Raw genomic sequence first — 17,893 nt, 5'->3', positions numbered from 1 at the left:
AGCTTACTCGATGTCGAAGGAGACACCCTGCGCCAGCGGCAAGGCCTTGGAGTAGTTCACGGTGTTGGTGGCGCGGCGCATATAGGCCTTCCAGGCGTCGGAGCCGGATTCGCGGCCGCCGCCGGTTTCCTTCTCGCCGCCGAATGCGCCACCGATTTCAGCGCCTGAGGTGCCAATGTTGACGTTGGCAATCCCGCAATCTGAGCCGTCGGCTGCCAGGAAACGTTCGGATTCCTGCATGTCACGCGTGAAGATCGAAGATGAGAGGCCGGCGGCCACGGCATTGTGCTCGTCGATAACGGCGTCGAAATCGTCATAGGGCATGACATAGAGGATGGGCGCGAAGGTTTCTTCCATGACCGGGCCAGCCTGCTTCGACATTTCCACCAGCGCCGGCTTTGCGTAATAGCCGTCGGCATGGCCGACATCGACACGCTCGCCGCCGGTGACGGAGCCGCCATGGGCCTTCGCTTCGGCAATGGCCTTCTGCATGTTGTCGAATGCGGCCTTGTCGATTAGCGGGCCGACGAGAGCGGAAGACTGCAGGGGATCGCCGACTGAGACGCTCTGATAAGCCTTCTTCAGCCGCGGCACGAGCTGATCGTAGACGCTTTTGTGAACGAAGAGGCGGCGCAGCGTCGTGCAGCGCTGGCCAGCCGTACCCATGGCGCCGAAGGCGATGGCACGCAATGCCATGTCGAGATCGGCCGACGGGCAGACGATGCCGGCATTGTTGCCGCCGAGTTCGAGAATGGCGCGGGCAAAGCGCTTGGCGAGCCGCGGCCCGACTTCACGGCCCATGCGGGTCGAGCCGGTTGCGGAGACGAGCGGCACCTTCGGATGGTCGACCAGGATTTCGCCGATCGCGCGATCGCCGATCAACACCTGCGACAAGCCTTCCGGGGCATCGCCGAAGCGGGCAAGTGCGCGGTCAAGGATCGCCTGCGAGGCAAGCGCGGTCAGCGGCGTCTTTTCCGACGGCTTCCAGACGACGGCATCTCCGCAGATCAGCGCCAGCGCCGCGTTCCATGACCAGACCGCAACCGGAAAGTTGAAGGCGGAGATGATGCCGACGACGCCAAGCGGATGCCAGGTTTCCATCATGCGATGGCCCGGACGTTCGGTCGCGATGGTAAGGCCGTACAGCTGGCGGGAAAGGCCGACGGCGAAATCGCAGATATCGATCATTTCCTGGACTTCGCCGAGGCCCTCGGAGCGGATCTTGCCGGCTTCGATCGAAACCAGGCGGCCGAGATCGTCCTTGGCGGCGCGCAGCTCTTCGCCGAGCAGGCGCACCAGTTCACCGCGCTTCGGGGCCGGCACGAGGCGCCAGGCGCGGAACGCTGCATGCGCCTTCTCGATTTTCTTTGCCGCTTCATCGGCCGAAACGGTCTTGAGGCTGCCGATCTTCTCGCCGGTGACCGGGGAATAGGAGGGCATGTCGCCTTGCGTGTAGAGCGCTTTGTCGACGCCGAGCTTTTCGAGAATGGCGGCAGCTTCGGCTGCAACGGAAGGGGTCTTGGCTGCAATGTTCATCGTTTGAAACTCCACTTGTCTTGATCCGGATGGCGCGCGGCTTTTATTGCCGCATCACCTCACTCGGCGGCGTCTTGTTTGGATAATGCCCGCACGCAGGCGTCGATAGATGCCTGTTCGATGCCGGCGTAATGGTCGAATTCGTTCAGCACCTTCATGCCGAGATCGGCTTCGAAGCGCTGCTGGTTCGGGCTGGCGACGAAGTCCTGCTGCGCACCATCGCCGAGATTGGACTGGAAAATGCCGGCAGCACTGACGGGGAGGAAATCCTCGTAGACGATCGGGTCGAACTGGACGAGGCCCTGATCGATCAGCGCGTGGATATCCCCATGGCTCGTTGCGGCAGTCTTGCCCTTGGCCGTCAGCGAATAGGTGAAATAGCCGAGCCCTTCGGCGCGGATTGCCGCCCAGTCATCCGGGAATTCTGCAAAGCTCTGAGCGAGCGCGGCTTCATAGTCGCGCGCGTTCGATCCATCTGCGGCCGGGCGTACGATCTTGCGCGACTGATCGAGCAGCCGGTCATAAAGCGCGCGGCCCTTCGGCGTCAGCGCGACGCCACGTTGCTCGATCTCGCCGAAGCGGGCGGTATGCGAGCCCGCTTCCCAGACGCCATCGGCGTTGCGGAAGGAGACCGGCTCTTCGAGCGCCTTGAACGAGGTCTGGCGCAGCAGGATCGGGCAGTCGCGCGTCGGCGGCCCCTCGACGACAGCTTTGGGGGCGATGTCGTACTCCGGCATCAGCGCCTGGACGCGATCAATATCCAGCGTGCGCGGCGTCAGATGGTTGATATGCGGCCCCTTGAAGGACACGACATCGGCAATCAGGCGATGGGCATCATGGAGGCGATGGTACATGCCGGCATCGACATTGGCCTCGTCATGCCAGCGGAAGGTTTCCAAAACCTCGCGGACGAAGCGCTGGGCGTCTTCCTTATTCAAGCCGCCTTCGCGTTCAGCCTTTTCGGTGAGTGCGACGGCGCCATCGGTGAAAATCTGGCGTTTGGCCAGAATCTCTGCGGCCGCCTTGCGAAGATCTTCATCGGCGATGAGATCGAGCCGCAGCAACGAGGTGAAGACGCGGAAGGGATTGCGCTTCAGCTCCGCATCGCCGATCGGGCGAAACGCAGTCGAATGAACTGGCACGCCGGCGGTCGAGAGATCGTAATAGCCGACCGGGTACATGCCCATGACGGCGAAGACGCGGGCCATCATCGCAAGTTCCGCCGCGGTGCCGAGCCGGATGGCGCCGTGCCGTTCCTCGGAGATGCGATCGAGATAGTCCGTCGCCTCAAGGCGTTCCTTCAGCTTTGGCTGTGCGGCCAGCGTTTCATCGTTGACGCGGGCGACCAGCTCCATGAGCGTGCCGTAGGCGGGAACTTCTTCGCGATACATCGCCGACATGGCGGCGGAAAAAGCGCTGCGAATATCGCTGGTCGAGATGTGGTCAGGCTTCATGTGTGATCTCTTCCTGAAAGACTATGTCATTCCTATCTGGCAGAATATCTCTTGTTCGACGGCTGGTCTTGTGAGAGAAAATTCTAACTTGATGCGAAAATGGAATGACCATGCGCCGCCGCCTCATCCCTGACATCGTCAATCTGCAGGCATTCGAATGCGCCGCACGCCACCAGAATTTCTCGCGTGCGGCCGAAGAACTCAATCTGACGCAAAGCGCCGTCAGCCGTCAAATCAGCGATCTGGAGCAGCAGACGGGCCTGAAGTTATTCGAACGTGTTCGTCAGCGCGTCGTACTCTCCGAGGCCGGGCTTCGGTTATTGCCCGAGGTGAAGGATCTGCTCTTGCGTTCGGAGCGGCTGATGATCGGCGCCGTTGCCGCCGGTCAGATGAAACTATCGCTGAAGGTCGCGACCTTGCCGACTTTCGGTACGCGTTGGCTGGTGCCGCGCCTCGGCCGGTTTCTCGACGAACATCGCGATGTCGCCATCACGGTGGAATCCCGGTCCAAGCCCTTCAATTTTGAGGAGGATAATTTCGATCTCGCCATTCACTACGGTCTGCCGGCATGGGCGGGAGCCGTCGCGACTTTTCTTTGTAACGAAACCGTGCTGCCTGTTGCCAGCCGGGAACTTGCCGGGCGATTGCGCCTCGTCTCACCGGGGGAACTATCGGGAGCCCCGCTGCTGCATCTGACGACGCGTCCGAAGCTCTGGGCGCAATGGTTCGATCTGCAGGAGCTGCCGACGGAGAATGCCTATCCCGGCGCCCGCTTCGACCAGTTTTCCATGATCATCGCAGCAGCCATCGCCGGGCTCGGTGTGGCGCTTCTGCCCACCTATCTCATCGAGGATGAGCTCAAGGCCGGCACGCTTCTGCCGCTGTTTAATCTGCCGATGCCGACCGAAAACAGCTATTACGTCGTCATGCCGGAAAAAAAGCAGACGAATGAGACGGCGACATTATTTCGGGATTGGCTGTTGGGTGAGGTCACGCCGCAGCCGTAGGTGACGACGCCAAAGGGTTGTATTGAGTAAAAAGGTAAGGTCACTAGATGTAGCCACGCCTTTTCCAAGGTGGTCAGATCGCGTCGAGTATGGCCGATGCTACGATGACTTCCGTACCTGCGAGGCCAACCGAACAGAAGAGCGTCGTGTCGAGGAGCGACGTTCGACCGGCCGTATGGCCGGCGACTATTGCCGCAAGATCGAGCATTCGCTCTTCATGCATGGTCCCGGAAAGGAAAAATGGAGACTCATAGGCGCGCGTTTGCTCAGGGGAATCCGTGGCGATGACGTTGGCCATATCTGCGACGTCCAGGCCGAGTTCATGTCCCTTGAGCGTTTTCGGGCCGATTGTATTGATATGGACGCCGGCTTTTAAATCCGAAGCATCGATCACCGGCATATCGCTGCTTGTTGCGCATAACACGATATCAGCATCGGCCACGGCTTTTGCGGCACTTGTAACCGGTTCAATGGCAATGCCGAGTTCCAATTGCATCTCTTCAGCGAAGGCGGCGCAGTTTCTCGGGTTTCGGCTGAAGACGCGGGCAGAGCCTATGTCGCGAACGGCGGCAGCGGCCATGAACTGTGTTCGTGCCTGCGCACCACTGCCAATGATGCCGACCGTGCGGGCGGTCGGAGCGCTGAGGTGGCGGATGGCCAGGCCTCCGATTGCCCCGGTCCTGATCTGTCCGAGTCGTTCGCCCAATATGACGCCCTGCAGTTCAGCCGTGTCGGCACGCCAAACGGCGACGACCTGTGAATGCTGTCCGCCATCAAAAGTCTCATAGGCACGAAAGCCGGCAAGCGGCCGCTCGCCATCGATGCCGCCGACCGTAAACACGATATCTCCACGATCGGGAAAGCGGACGTGATGCCGGGGTGGGGACACCATCTTGCCCGCCGCCTTGGCTCGGAAAGCTGCTTCCAAGGCATCGATCGCCCCACGCATGGCTGCGCCGGGGCATAAATCCTCGTCTTTCAATATCTTCATTGCGGATCGGCCTCGTTATGCCAGCCACTCTGCAACCTCAAGTGCAGTTGAGGTCAATAGCAGAGGCGGCCATCCTGGCGTTTCGCATTGCCCAGCTTTTCAGGCGCAAGCCATTGAGTTTGATGAAGCCCTCGGCGTCGTGGTGGTCGTATGCTCCGGAACTCTCCTCGAAGGTGACGAGGTCGGTCGAGTAGAGCGATGCGGGCGAGGTGCGAGCGATCACACAGGCTGAGCCCTTATAGAGCCTGAGCGTCACTTCGCCGCTGACATGGATTTGGCTCCGGTCTATCAATGCCTGCAGCATTTCCCGCTCGGGCGCATACCAAAATCCATTGTAGATCAGCGCAGCATAGCGAGGCATGATCTCGTCCTTCAAATGTGCAGCGGCGCGGTCGAGCGTGATGGATTCGATCCCGCGATGGGCGGCGAGCAGGATCGTGCCGCCTGGAGTTTCGTAAACGCCGCGCGATTTCATCCCGACGAAACGGTTCTCGACGAGATCGATCCTGCCGATCCCATGCCTGCCGCCCAATTCATTGAGCTTCGTCAGGAATGCCGCTGGTGCCATTGCTTCGCCATTCAGGGAAACTGCATCGCCCTTTTCAAAACCGATGACGACGATTTCCGGCTCGTCGGGTGCCTCCAGAGGAGCGACGGTGCGCTGGTAGATATGTGATGGCGCGATCTCGGCCGGGTCTTCGAGGACCTTGCCCTCGGTAGACGTGTGCAGGAGATTTGCATCGGTCGAAAAGGGAGCCTCACCACGCTTGTCCTTCGGCACTGGAATTTGGTGCGCTTCGGCGTATTCGATCAGCTGGGTGCGCGATTGGATGGCCCACTCGCGCCATGGCGCGATGATCTTGATCGATGGATCGAGCGCATTGGCCGCAAGTTCGAAACGCACCTGGTCATTGCCCTTGCCTGTGGAGCCGTGGGCAATGGCATCGGCACCCACCTCGCGTGCGATATTGATGAGATGCTTGGCAATCAGCGGGCGGGCGATGGAGGAGCCTAGGAGATATTGCCCCTCATAGAGCGTGTTTGCCCGGAACATCGGGAAGACGAAATCCCGAACGAATTCTTCGCGGACATCTTCGATCCTGATATCTGTCACGCCCAATTGCTCGGCCTTTCGGCGGGCGGGCTCAAGCTCTTCGCCCTGGCCAAGGTCGGCGGTAAAGGTCACGACTTCGCAGCCGTAGGTTTGCTGCAGCCATTTCAGGATGATGGATGTGTCAAGTCCTCCCGAATAGGCCAGCACGACTTTCTTGAGCTTTTTCGACATCGGCTTCCGTCTCCATGTTGACGGCTGAAACGATAGGCCAATCTCCGCGCAATGAGCTTGCAAAGAGTTCAAGAATAAGAAAGAATTTGGCATATTCTGCCACTGGATAGAGAACGAGAGCTATATTGTGTCATCGACTCTGGATGAGATAGACCGGCGTATTCTCAAGGTGTTGCAACGGGATGGACGCATTTCCAATGTCGATCTCGCGAAGGAAGTGGGGCTGTCGCCGTCACCCTGTCTTCGCCGCGTGCGATTGCTGGAGGATGCCGGCATCATCGATCGCTATGTTGCCGTGCTGGACCCGGCAAAGGTGGGTGCGGGCCTCACCGTGTTCGCCCGCGTCTGGTTCAAGACGCAGGATGCGCAAGTCACCCTGCAGTTTGCAGAGGCTGTCAGGCGGTTTCCCGAAGTGATGGAATGTTATCTGACTACCGGCGAGTGTGATGCCATATTGCGCATGGTCACGACTGATCTACACAGCTATTGGCGGTTTCAGGCCGACCACTTGACTCGCATCCCGAGCGTATTGAACGTCAAGACCGATGTTCCGATGGAAACATTGAAACGAAGCTTCGAGTTGCCCTTGGCCTCGTAGCATTGCAGCCAGCTGTCGGCTAATTATGGCGGCGACGAACTGCCGTTCAGCTTACCGAGCCGATGCTTGCCTGCTCGGACTCTGGCGGGCATATCGGACCCGCAAGACAATTGATGTTTGGAGAGCGAAATGAGCATATTCGAAACGGCGATGCAGGCGACACGCCCGGTGCTCGCAAGCCGTTTTCCGGGCTATTCCTTTGCCTTTGCCTCAGGGTCGATCATACGAGGCGAGGGACGAAAGGGCTCCGACATCGATATGGTCGTGGTCTTCGATCGGCTCGAAACCGCCTGGCGCGAAACCTTTATCGAGGGCGACTTTCCATTCGAAGTGTTTGTTCACGACCCGGAGACGCTCAGCTGGTTCTTTAAGAGCGATATTGCGCGCGGCCACCCTGTCATCATTCATATGGTTGCGACCGGCCAGATCCTCGGGCCAAATCCTGACAAGGGGCAGATCTGGAGGGACTATGCTGCCAGCATTCTCCACGCCAGCCCACCGGAGCTGGAAGGTGAGAAGCTGAATGCTCTGAAATATCAGATCACCGATCTTCTCGATGACCTTCATGGTGAGCCGGCGGCTCCGGAGGTACAAGCGATTGCCGCGCAACTCTACCAGCCTTTGGCCGACCTTATGCTGCTGGGACGAGGAAGATGGTCGGGCAGGGGCAAATGGATTCCCCGCCTACTTCGTGAGGTGGATCGGGACTTGGCCGATCACTTCGACGATGCCTTCAGACGGGCTTCAGCGGGAGAGGTGGAGGTATTGTGCGACCTCACATATAGCGAATTGGACCGGCATGGCGGACCGTTTTTCGCCGGTGACAAGCGTATCGCGTCGCAACAAGCGAGACGAAAGAGCCTTGTGCCCGGTGGTTGATTGTTAAGTGCTGGTCGAAAAATTTTAAGCTTGAAATTCTTCAGGGCAACGCTAACACATTCCTATCGGGTCGCTGCAAATTGCAGGATAGACGCGAGGTGAACTGGGGGAGGAAGCCGCCTTGAAGATGCATCCGCTGAAGGGGCCGAACCGGCTGAAGCTTGGTGTTTTTTCTGCCAACGCGGATGGTGGCCTTGCCATTACAGACGTGCCGGAGCGCTGGGCCGCCGGCTGGCAGGATAATCTGACCGCCGCACAGATCGCTGACCGGGCTGGGCTCGAATTCTTTCTGCCGATTGCCCGCTGGCGCGGTTTCGGCGGCAAGAACCGCGTGCGCGAATGGTCGTTCGAGACCTTCACCTGGGCTGCCGCGCTATCGGCCGCGACCGAGCGGATCGGCCTTTTCATGACGGTGCACGTGCCGCTCGTCCATCCCCTTTATGCTGCCAAGTCGCTTGCGACTGTCGATCACATAAGTCAAGGGCGGGCGGGGTTGAACATTGTCTGTGGCTGGAACCCGAAAGAATTCGGCATGTTCGGCGTGCCGCTGGTCGAAAAGGGCTACGAACAGGCAGCCGAATGGCTCGAAATCGTCGAGAGGCTCTATGCCTCAGATGAGCCCTTTGACTATGCCGGCACCTATTACAATCTGAAGGAAGCCGTCAGCCGCCCGGCAAGCCTGCAGGCGCCGCGGCCGGTGACGATGAATGCGGCTTTCGGCGGCCCCGGCAGAGACTTTGCCGCCGCCCATTGCGACTATCTCTTTACCACCTTTACCGAGATCGATGACGCTGGAAAGCATGTGGCCGACATCGCAGCGCGGGCGGAGGGCAGAGGCGGGCAGGTTGGCGTTTACACCGTCTGTCACGTCGTCTGCCGCGAGACACAGACGGAGGCGGAGGACTATTACACCCGCTATGCCGTAACGATGGCCGATCACGCTGCTGTCGATCAGCATATGGCTGGCAAGAAAGAGTTCTCGCAGTCCCATGACCGCGAGGCCTATGAGCGCTACCGGCAGCGCTTTGCCGGTGGAGCAGGCAGCTACCCGCTGATCGGCACGCCGCAGCGTATTGCTGAAGAGATGATTGCCATCGCCGAGCAAGGCTATGCCGGCATCGCCTTGTCCTTCGTCAACTATACGCAGGAACTGCCTTATTTCTGCGATCTGGTGCTTCCGATTTTGAAGAAGGCTGGACTCCGGGTGGAGTGAAGCACTGCCGCGGTGCTTGCATTGTCGCCGCTCGCGGGAATGTGATTATCCTTTGATGGCGACATAGTTGTCCGCCAAAGGCTGGTTTTTCAGGCTACTCGCCGCAATGTCGCTTTCATGCGGCGGTGTCGCGGGTGCGACATGTGTGCAACGCAGCAAAAAACTTGAGGTCAAGGGGTTTACAAGCGTGGCCCCGGATGGGATTCTTTTAAGCGAAGGGTGCTGCTTGATTGGAAGCAGCGTTGTTCCCTTCAACCGGATGCCGTCATCCTTGGCTCCGATGTGCCGCAATTTTGCCGGTGCCTAATCGAACAGAATCAATCCCAAGCCGGAATGCGGCGTCGCTCCGTGTCTGGCTGTTGCCTTGGTATGCCTGAACATCGTCAGGTCAGGGCATAGAGAATGCGGGCTTTAACATGGGCTTCAAGTCAAAACGCGTCCTCCGCGGCGTTCTTGGTCTTCTTGCGAGTGTCAGCTTGCCGCAGGTCACCAAAGCCAGCGATCTGATGATCTGGTCGCCGGTCAAGGTCGCACCCAGAACATACAAGACCACTCTCGGTTTCCGACTGCCGATGGCCTGGGATGTCAGCGCCGGCATGGATCTCGGACTTGGTAGCGCAGCCACCGGCGTGATCTTGCGCAGCAGCAGCTTGGCGACCCTCTGGGGGACGGCAATCGACGATCACAAGCGCTTTTCCACCGTATGGCGCCGCGAGGTGTCGTTAAGGGTCGATGCGCTCAACAGCACGGGAACGCTTTGCCTCGAACGCTCGCGGAGCTGGACGGTGTCGGAAAACCTGGACATGAGCACGTCGAGGTCACTGAACGTCAACTACGCGGGCACGCGGAGCGCGGCAAACTCCATTGTTGCGACTCAGGCCGTTACCGTTGCCGTTCCCTGGACAGGAACTTCGATCTCCGCGATCGGCAATCTGAAGGACGTAGGCAGTGCCTTTTCCAGCACGGTCTCATTTCGGCAGCCCTTGGCGCCGAACCTGAATTTCTCAGCGTCTTTTGCTGATCCGCAAACTTTGACGCCAGCTGGCAATGTCCGTCTGGACTATCGCATCAAATGGTAGGGTAATCGCAGAGTTCGGATGATGCGGAACAAATGCCGCTAGCGGAAGTTTAGACCTCGCAAGAAATCGATCTTGCTTGAGGCGTCGTGCCTCGCAAAGCCTGCCGCTTGCTCAGCTCCCTGCCGGCGGCAGGCTTGGCTTTCGTGGAGATCATTCGTCGGATCCATCCACGTCGGTGGCCGTTTTGATTGTAATGTCCGGTTCGGCAAGGCGAGCTTTCAGCTTGGACACCACGTCATGCCGGACATCCGACCAGGACGATGTAACTGTCCAATATTCTATGTCGAGCACGGCTTGATCGGCCGACAGATCATCGAGGTAGACCTTCGGTGCAGGCGCGGCCTTGATGCGCTGATCCGCTTTCAGGATGTCGAGGATTGTCTTGCGGGCAAGATCGATGTCGATTTTCTCACCCATGGCAACGGACAATTGCTGGCGGCGGTCCGGCTCGCGGCTGTGGTTGAGAATGGGCGTATTCCAGAGCGTCGAGTTCGGCGCCATGAGGTAGAGACCGTCGGCCGTCCTCATCTCCGTCGCGAAGAGCCCGATCTCCTTGATATAGCCTTTGACGTTCGTCGTCTCGATATATTCGCCAACCCGGAACGGCCGCAGGATCAGCAGCATGATGCCGGCGGCGATGTTTTGAAGCGTGCCCTGCAGCGCGAGGCCGATCGCGAGACCGGCAGCGCCGAGAGCGGCGATGATGGAGGCGGTCTGCACGCCGAACTGGCCAAGCACGGTGATGAAGACAAGGATAAGCAAGCTATAGTGCAGCACATTCTGGAAGAAGATCGCCAGCGTTTCGTCGATGCCGCGAATGCGCGAGATGACGCGATAGGCCGAGCGGCTGATAACGCCTGCAAGAAGCCAGCCGCCGATCAGGAGAATGACTGCGCCAAGAAGCGAGAAACCATATTGAACCGCGAGTGCCGAGGCCTGGTCGAGCGCGGTGCGTGTTGCAACGACGAAATTGGCCGCTTGATCGTCCATGTCAAAACTCCATCTTTCCCCGAGAGCCAAATGAGACGTTGCAATCTTTGTTCCCGGTGATCGGGTCTGCGAAAACAAGTTGTCGCAAGGGATTATAGGGCTTTAGCTGAGTGCTGGGCGTCAGGCGCCGTTCTTTGCCCGATGTGGGCGCGTGGTAGCCGCCGCGGCGTAGTGAGCCTTCTTCTGCTCGTACATGCCGAGATCCGCGCGCTTGATCATAGCTTCCATGGTCTCGCCAGGCTGGCTCGTTGCAACGCCTACGGAGACATTGAGCGGCGCGCTTGAATAGAACTGATTGTTGATCTTCAGCAACTCGTTGATCGTTTCAACCATTGCGGCGGCCGTGATTTCATCGGCGCCCGGTAAGAGAACGGCAAATTCGTCGCCGCCGATGCGCGCCGCGTGATTTGGCAGCGAGACGACGCTGTTGAGCACCTCACCCATGCGGCGCAACAGCGCGTCGCCGGCATCGTGGCCGCTCTCGTCATTGGCTTCCTTCAGCCCGTCGAGATCGATGATGATCGCAGAGACAGGCCGAAGCGATTTGCGCTCCAGCCGGTTGAGCTCCTCCATATAGAAGGCGCGGTTGAAAAGCCGGGTGAGCACATCGTGCTTGCCGAGATATTCGAGATAGGCTTCCGCTTTCTTGCGGGCGGTAATATCCGTCAGCGCCACCTGCACGAGCGACCAGTCGTTCTCGTAACCGGGAAATACGGAAAATTGCAGGAGGACATGGCGCTCCGATCCATCGAGAGCGTAGTTCAGCACTTCGCGCTGATGGAAGAGGCGTCCGTTCCACAACTCCAGCAATTGCCCGCGAAAATGCTTTTCCATATCGCCGCGGAACACTTCACCGATCCGGTGGAGCAAGGTCTGGCGATCCGGCGCACAGAAGAGATCGAGCGTTGCCTGATTGACGTCAAGGACGCTGATTTCGCTCATGCATTGCTGGACGAATTCCGGATGCACATCGAGAAAGACCTGAAAGTCGACGATGCCGCGGTCGCGGATTTTATCGAGCAGGATTTTTACGCGGCTGAAATCCTCGACCCAGAGGGAAACGGGCGAATGTTCGAACATGCCTTCCGCATAGCGGCGCTGCCGCTCTTCCTGCCGTCTTGCCTCCTCACGAGCGGTCACGTCTTCCGTGGTCAGCAACAATCGGCTCCAGGAGCTCTCGTGACCCGGTAGGATGATGCCGCGCAGCTGGATGTCGAGCCTTTTGCCGCCGAGCGAGTAGTTGACCGCGGTGCCGGAAAATTCGGTCTTGCCCTCCCAGAGCGCCACAAGTTCGTTCACATGGCTTTGCAGCATCTCGTCCCGGAATACCTGCGAGAGATTTCCGACAAGCGTTTCGAAGGAAGGCGCCTCGAAAAGCTCAAGCGTCCTGGCGTTGACGGCAAGAAGTCTGATCTTCTGCGAGCAGGTCGCAACGCGCTGCAAATCGGCAAGCAGATAGGAACGCAGGTCCGTCACGCCCTCAGCGCGCCAGAATTCGAACTGCTCCTTGACGCCGCTGAAGTCCTCCAGCCACATGGCGACGGGGGCAAGATCGAAAATGGTGCTGCTGAAGTCCTGGGCGTTCATCATGATTCCCTGCGCCGGCAATAAAAGTCAGTATTCGTAATACAAAGGCCAGCAGTTCGCTAAATTCTGGTTAGCAAGCATTCGTAAAAGCTTGCGTTGACATCAAGTAACGGGTCAAGCCGAACGCTGCGTATCAATTTCTTTTCAACTCATCTTGTTGAAAATATGCCCGGAAGAGGCTCTGGCTTGATTGCAATCGGTTTTGTCAGCTGCAAGCAGTCACGTCCTCAAGAAGCGCTCGAAGGCTTCGAGTGTCCTTTGGCTGACGTGATGTTCAATTCCTTCGGCGTCGTTTCTTGCCGTATCGGGATCGACGCCGAGACGGCAGAGGACCGCTTCCACGATCTCGTGACGTCGGCGGGTTGCCGCGGCCAGGCGCTGGCCTTCTTCAGTCAGAAAGACGCCACGATAGGGGCGTTGAGTAACGAGATTTTCCTCGGCCAGGCGCTTGAGCATCTTGGCGACCGTCGGCTGCGTTACTCCCAGCCTCTGTGCAATATCGGTCTGGCGTGCCTCGCCGGCATGTTCTATCAGATCGGCGATGAGCTCGACGTAGTCTTCCATCAATTCCGTGCGTCGATCTTCGCGGCTTTTCTGGAAGGCCTCGGCGTGCGTCTCGATCTCGGTCGACGACAGACGGCTTTCCGCGGCGGCAGGCAATTTCGTCAAGGCGGCTCATCTCCCCATGATTAAGAACCGTGTAATGATGTTTAGCCTCGACTATAAATAATTCAGCGACGTTATGAAACCCCGACCGCCGATTTCGGCCGCCTGTGAAATCGAAATAGTCCCGCCTAAGTTGATATGGTGTCTGAGAGACTTCAGCCGCGTAAAAGCGTCAGCAGCTGCTCGCCCTGCCGTTTGATCTCCGGCAGATACGGCGTGTCCGAGAGAACGAAGTGCGTGATGCCGAGATCGCGATATTTGCGCAAGGAACGGGCGACATCCTCTGCCGAGCCGACCAGCCATGTGGTGCCGGCGCCGCCACCGCCGAACTTGCCGGGCGCGGTATAGAGATTGTCATCAAGCACGTCGCCACGCGCAGCGAGATCGAATAGCCGTTTCTGGCCCACAGCGATCGATTGCCGGTGATCGTTCCAGCCGACACCCTTATTTTCAGCCATCTCGGCGACTTTCGCCTCGGCATCGGTCCAGGCCTGCTCCGTCGTGTCACGCACCAGCGTCGTTATGCGCAGCCCGAATTCCAGTGGCGGCAGATCGCGATCAAGATCTCGACTGAGTGTCTTGAGCCGGCTGATCCGCTCAGCGATGTCGGCGAGCGGCTCGCCCCAGAAAAGCTGCACATCGGCCTCCGTTGCTGAGACACGCTCTGCCGCATCGGAAGCACCGCCGAAATAGAGTTTCGGATGCAGGCGTTTGCCGCGAGGCTCGATGCGGGGCGCAGCCGTGGATTCGCGGACGCGAAAGTGTTCTCCCTCATAGGTGACATTCTCTTCGGTCCAGAGCCTGCGGGTGAGCCGCATGAATTCCTTGGTGCGGCCATAGCGGTGGGCTTGATCGCCCTCGCTGTCGCCATAGGCGGCAAGGTTGTCCTTGCCGGAAACGATATTGACGCGCACCCGTCCGCCGCTCAGCTGATCCAGCGTGGCGGCGGCGGAAGCAAAATGCGCCGGCCGCCAGTAGCCGGGGCGGATTGCGATGAGCGGCTCGAAGCTGGTGGTGCGTGCGGTAAGTGCGGCCGCGACGGTGAAGGTGTCGGGTCGGCCCCAGCCGGTGCCGATTAATGCGCCCTTCCAGCCGTGATCTTCCAGGGCTTTGGCATGGCAGGTCAGGGTCTCCAGGCTGTTATGATTCTCGACGGCGGAATCGCCGCGATGGCCCGGTTTGACATCATTGGGGATGTACCAAAGAAATTCGCAATTGCTGCTCATGCTGTGCCTGTCAGTCTTCTGAACCCAACGAGGGACTTGATGGTGAGGAAAGCCGTAAGCGATCTCGGCTTCCGGCCGTTGCGACTAAAGCTTGCCCTTCCAGGGAACGAGGACCGCCTCGAGGATGCGAATGGCGGCGGAAAATGCGAAGGCGCAGACCGCGATGATGCCGATCCCGACGAAGACGACGTCGGTGGCAAGAAACTGCGATGCCGACATGATCATGAAGCCGATGCCGCGTGTCGAGGCGATGAGCTCTGCCGCCACCAGGGTTCCCCAGCCGATGCCGAAGGCGATCCGGATGCCGGTCAGGATTTCCGGCAAGGCCGAAGGCAGGACGACATTCAGGAAAAGCTGCAGCCGGTTTGCCCCCAGTGAACGCGCGGCATTGACCCGCTCCAGCGGCAGCGAACGCACGCCGGCCTGAGCGGACAAGCATATAGGCGCGAACATGGCGAGCACGAGAAGGGTGATCTTCGAGGTTTCGCCGATTCCAAGCCATATGATCATCAGCGGCAGATATGAAAGGGGAGGCAGCGGCCAATAGAATTCGATGGGCGTATCCAGAATTCCCTTTGCCCAGCGGTTGAGGCCCATCAGCAGACCGACGGGAATGCCTATCCCGATCGCGATGGCCGCAGCAACGACGATACGAAACAAGCTCGCCAATATATGTTCGGAAAGCGAGGCGCCGGCATAGCCATCGCGGTAGACGACGCCGATCTGCGTCAGCACCTCGTCAGGTCGAGGCAGGAAGAGGTGCGACACCAGCCCGAGCTTGGCGACGAGCCACCACAGCGCCAGGCAGGCGACCGCCGTGGCGATGCTGATGGCGATGGTGGGTTTTTCACCAACGCCGAAGCCGGGAATGCGAACCAGCTTCGGGTGTGTTTCCTTTTCAGGTCCGGCGATTGGTCGCGTTTCGATAATATCGCTCATGCCGCACTCCTGACGTGATCGGCGCTGTGAAGGATCGCGCGAATCTCGTCCCGAAGATTGCCGAATTCGGGAGATGACAGGATCGCTCTCGTATCGCCGCTGGCGGCAAAGCGATGTACGAAATCGAGTTCGAAACGCGCAACGACACGCCCCGGCCTCGGAGACATGACCAGAACCTCCGTTCCGAGGAAAAGCGCCTCCTCTATCGAGTGGGTAATGAAGAAAATGCGTTTGTCGGTTCTGGCCCAGACGGAGACCAGCAGTTCCTGCATCTGCTCGCGCGTCAGGCTATCGAGCGCGCCGAAGGGTTCGTCCATCAGCAATATATCGGGATCGGTGGCAAGTGCCCGGGCAATGCCGACGCGCTGGCGCATGCCGCCCGATAATTCATAGGGCAGAGCATTGGCAAAGTCGGTGAGGCCCACCAGCTGCAAAAGCTCGGAAGCGCGATCGCGGCGTTCCCGCTTGCCGAGTCCGGCAAATTGCAGGCCGAGAGCCACATTGTCGATGACGGACTTCCATGGCAGCAGCGAATCCTTCTGGAAGACGACGCCTCGATCGGCACCTGGCCTGGAAACGGGCCTTCCGTCGAGCGTGATCTTCCCCTCGGACAATGGCAGGAAGCCGGCGATCGCATTGAGCAGGGTGGATTTGCCGCAGCCGGACGCGCCGAGCGCAACGACGATACCGCGCTCCGGAATGTTGAATGAAACGCGATCGAGCGCGTGAACGGTTCTGCCGTCACGCGCTGCAAAGAAGACGCTGGCATGGTCGACTTGAAGCATGGGCTCTCTCGATATTGCGACGCCGGCGCGACAAGCGCGCCGACGCCAGGGAGGATCAGTTACTTGCGCTGACAAGCGCGTCGGCGGTGACGAACGCACCATAGTTCGGCAGGACTTCGGAGACTTTTCCCTGGCTCTTCAGGAAGGCCGCAGTGTCCTTCAGGATCTTGGCAGCGCCGGATTGGTCGCCACCGCCGAGCCATGCTGCCGATGCCTGCACATCGGGCGTCAGCAGCGTGAGGTTCTTGAGCGCGGCGGCCTGCTGGTCCGCCGTGCCGCCGAGCAGCTTTGCGAGCGCCTTGGCATTGTCGCTGTCCGGCCCCCAGGCGGCCTTGTCCGCGGCGAACGAGGCGTAGTATTTGTTGATCACCGAGGCATAGTCCTTCAGGAATTTTGGATTGTCTGCGGCAAATTTCGAGGTTGCGACCCAGGCGGAAAACGTCGGGGCACCCTTGTCGGCCACGTCCTTGGATGTCACCAGCACCTTGCCGTTCTTCTTCAGCTCGGTGAGTGCCGGGTCCCAGACGAAACCGCCGTCGATATCGCCGCGATTGTAGCTTGCGACGATTTCCGGCTGCGGAACGGCGAAGACCTGTACGTCCCTTTCGCTCAGACCAAGGGACTTGATGAGAGCGAGCAGCTGATAGTGGTCGGTGGAAACGGGCGCTGCCGCGAGCTTCTTCCCCTTCAGATCGGCAAGCGTGTTGATGCCGGAGCCATTGCGCACCACGAGCGCTTCATCGACGCCGGAGATGGACGAGAGGTAGAATGCCTTCACCTCCAGCCCGCGCGAGGCGGCAGCGGCAAATGGGCTTGAGCCGACATAGCCGATCTGGACGTCGCCGGATGCAATGGCGGCGAAGATCTCAGCTCCGGAATTGAATTTGCGGAAATCGATCTCATAGCCGGTCTCTTTGGCGAACTCGCCGTTGGCGATCGCGACAGAGGAGGGCAGGGCATCGGTCTGATAGGCGACGACGACCTTCTTGTCGGCAGCGGCCGCGCCGACCGCCATCGAAATGCTGGCGAGACCCATCACGGCCGCAGTGATCAGTGTGTTGAACTTCATAACTAGTCCCCTTGGCCGGATCAGATCTGCCGGCGGTTCCGTGAATGCAATGCGCAGAACCTAGCGAAATCGGGGAGTGGATCGATAGAAATAGCAAACTATTTTTATAGACTATAATAGGAATTGTTTGTCTGAATTCGTACGGACTGCGACCGTGGCATCTTTCCAGCAAAAGAAACAACCGGCAGCCATCAATATATGAACTGTAGCGCCTACCCTGGTGAGGACAACCTACCCACGTCTCAATAGCGAAAGAGCCGAAATTTAAGGTCGCTTGTGACGTGACCCGGATGGGGCCATCAGGTCATCCGCCGGAGCAATGCAATCAAAGCATCTGTGTTGTCATTGGTTTCAAGCGAAAGCAGGTGCTTGTCCGCAAGCTCATCAATCGCGAGAACGACCTCGCGTTCAGACCATCCCGCCATGATCGCAGCGCTCACCAATTCTCGATAAGCGGCTTGAAGCGCGTCCTGGCAGCGAATGTCCCGATCAGGGTCATCATCGGTCACGAATGGTCGTGCGATATCTGGCATGGCCGAAAGGTGAACTGATTTGCGGGTTTTGGCAATCTATTGCATGCAATCGCCGT

The 17,893-nt window shown here is 59.2% G+C and carries 17 protein-coding genes; 5 read left to right on the top strand and 12 right to left on the bottom strand.

Features of this window, described 5'->3' with window-relative positions:
* Positions 1-3: 3 nt before the first annotated feature.
* Complete coding sequence (gene amaB / locus AC13RE_RS16445) at positions 4-1,536, bottom strand: L-piperidine-6-carboxylate dehydrogenase (RefSeq protein ID WP_488563719.1); 1,533 nt, start codon at positions 1,534-1,536, stop codon at positions 4-6.
* Between the two features lie 59 nt (positions 1,537-1,595).
* Positions 1,596-2,990: a 2-oxoadipate dioxygenase/decarboxylase HglS gene (hglS, locus tag AC13RE_RS16440; RefSeq protein WP_488563718.1), complete on the bottom strand. Its 1,395-nt coding sequence runs from the start codon at positions 2,988-2,990 to the stop codon at positions 1,596-1,598.
* Between the two features lie 104 nt (positions 2,991-3,094).
* On the opposite strand from hglS, the gene AC13RE_RS16435 reads away from it, so the two are divergent.
* Positions 3,095-3,997 (top strand): LysR family transcriptional regulator, encoded by a 903-nt coding sequence (locus AC13RE_RS16435; RefSeq protein ID WP_488563717.1) that lies wholly within the window; start codon positions 3,095-3,097, stop codon positions 3,995-3,997.
* A 73-nt stretch (positions 3,998-4,070) separates the two neighbouring features.
* On the opposite strand, the gene AC13RE_RS16430 is transcribed toward AC13RE_RS16435, so the two are convergent.
* Both AC13RE_RS16430 and AC13RE_RS16425 read right to left on the bottom strand, forming a co-directional pair.
* Positions 4,071-4,988 (bottom strand): ornithine cyclodeaminase family protein, encoded by a 918-nt coding sequence (locus AC13RE_RS16430; protein WP_488563716.1) that lies wholly within the window; start codon positions 4,986-4,988, stop codon positions 4,071-4,073.
* A 37-nt stretch (positions 4,989-5,025) separates the two neighbouring features.
* A complete protein-coding gene (locus AC13RE_RS16425; RefSeq protein ID WP_488563715.1) occupies positions 5,026-6,273 on the bottom strand; it encodes an argininosuccinate synthase in 1,248 nt (415 codons plus the stop codon).
* Between the two features lie 127 nt (positions 6,274-6,400).
* Between AC13RE_RS16425 and AC13RE_RS16420 the strand changes: the two genes are divergently transcribed.
* The 4 genes from AC13RE_RS16420 (at position 6,401) to AC13RE_RS16405 (ending at position 10,042) form a co-directional block, all read left to right on the top strand.
* On the top strand, positions 6,401-6,871 hold the full coding sequence (locus tag AC13RE_RS16420; protein ID WP_488563714.1) for an Lrp/AsnC family transcriptional regulator: 471 nt from the start codon (positions 6,401-6,403) through the stop codon (positions 6,869-6,871).
* Positions 6,872-7,000: 129 nt separating this feature from the next.
* Entirely contained in the window at positions 7,001-7,750 is a 750-nt protein-coding gene (locus AC13RE_RS16415; protein ID WP_488563713.1) for a nucleotidyltransferase family protein, read from the top strand.
* A gap of 127 nt (positions 7,751-7,877) precedes the next feature.
* Positions 7,878-8,963: an LLM class flavin-dependent oxidoreductase gene (locus tag AC13RE_RS16410; protein WP_488563888.1), complete on the top strand. Its 1,086-nt coding sequence runs from the start codon at positions 7,878-7,880 to the stop codon at positions 8,961-8,963.
* Positions 8,964-9,379: 416 nt separating this feature from the next.
* Positions 9,380-10,042 (top strand): hypothetical protein, encoded by a 663-nt coding sequence (locus AC13RE_RS16405; RefSeq protein WP_488563712.1) that lies wholly within the window; start codon positions 9,380-9,382, stop codon positions 10,040-10,042.
* 150 nt (positions 10,043-10,192) lie between these two features.
* On the opposite strand, the gene AC13RE_RS16400 is transcribed toward AC13RE_RS16405, so the two are convergent.
* From AC13RE_RS16400 to AC13RE_RS16365, 8 genes are all read right to left on the bottom strand, one after another.
* Entirely contained in the window at positions 10,193-11,032 is an 840-nt protein-coding gene (locus tag AC13RE_RS16400; RefSeq protein ID WP_488563711.1) for a mechanosensitive ion channel family protein, read from the bottom strand.
* Positions 11,033-11,152: 120 nt separating this feature from the next.
* Entirely contained in the window at positions 11,153-12,622 is a 1,470-nt protein-coding gene (locus tag AC13RE_RS16395; RefSeq protein WP_488563710.1) for a sensor domain-containing diguanylate cyclase, read from the bottom strand.
* Between the two features lie 216 nt (positions 12,623-12,838).
* Entirely contained in the window at positions 12,839-13,288 is a 450-nt protein-coding gene (mntR, locus tag AC13RE_RS16390; RefSeq protein ID WP_488482729.1) for a manganese-binding transcriptional regulator MntR, read from the bottom strand.
* Positions 13,289-13,440: 152 nt separating this feature from the next.
* Complete coding sequence (locus AC13RE_RS16385; protein WP_488563709.1) at positions 13,441-14,511, bottom strand: LLM class flavin-dependent oxidoreductase; 1,071 nt, start codon at positions 14,509-14,511, stop codon at positions 13,441-13,443.
* Between the two features lie 84 nt (positions 14,512-14,595).
* A complete protein-coding gene (locus AC13RE_RS16380) occupies positions 14,596-15,450 on the bottom strand; it encodes an ABC transporter permease subunit (RefSeq protein WP_488563708.1) in 855 nt (284 codons plus the stop codon).
* Positions 15,447-16,235 (bottom strand): taurine ABC transporter ATP-binding protein, encoded by a 789-nt coding sequence (locus AC13RE_RS16375; RefSeq protein ID WP_488563707.1) that lies wholly within the window; start codon positions 16,233-16,235, stop codon positions 15,447-15,449. Before AC13RE_RS16375 ends, AC13RE_RS16380 begins: the two co-directional genes overlap by 4 nt.
* Before the next feature lie 55 nt (positions 16,236-16,290).
* A complete protein-coding gene (tauA, locus tag AC13RE_RS16370; protein ID WP_488563887.1) occupies positions 16,291-17,271 on the bottom strand; it encodes a taurine ABC transporter substrate-binding protein in 981 nt (326 codons plus the stop codon).
* Between the two features lie 332 nt (positions 17,272-17,603).
* Positions 17,604-17,813 carry a hypothetical protein gene (locus AC13RE_RS16365; protein WP_488563706.1) on the bottom strand — a complete coding sequence of 70 codons (210 nt, stop codon included), beginning with the start codon at positions 17,811-17,813 and terminating at the stop codon, positions 17,604-17,606.
* Positions 17,814-17,893 lie beyond the last annotated feature (80 nt).

This window comes from Martinezella sp. CNPSo 3959 (assembly GCF_057784355.1).
The sequence above is the reverse complement of the archived record's forward strand: the minus strand, read 5'-3'. Positions and strand labels throughout refer to the sequence as shown.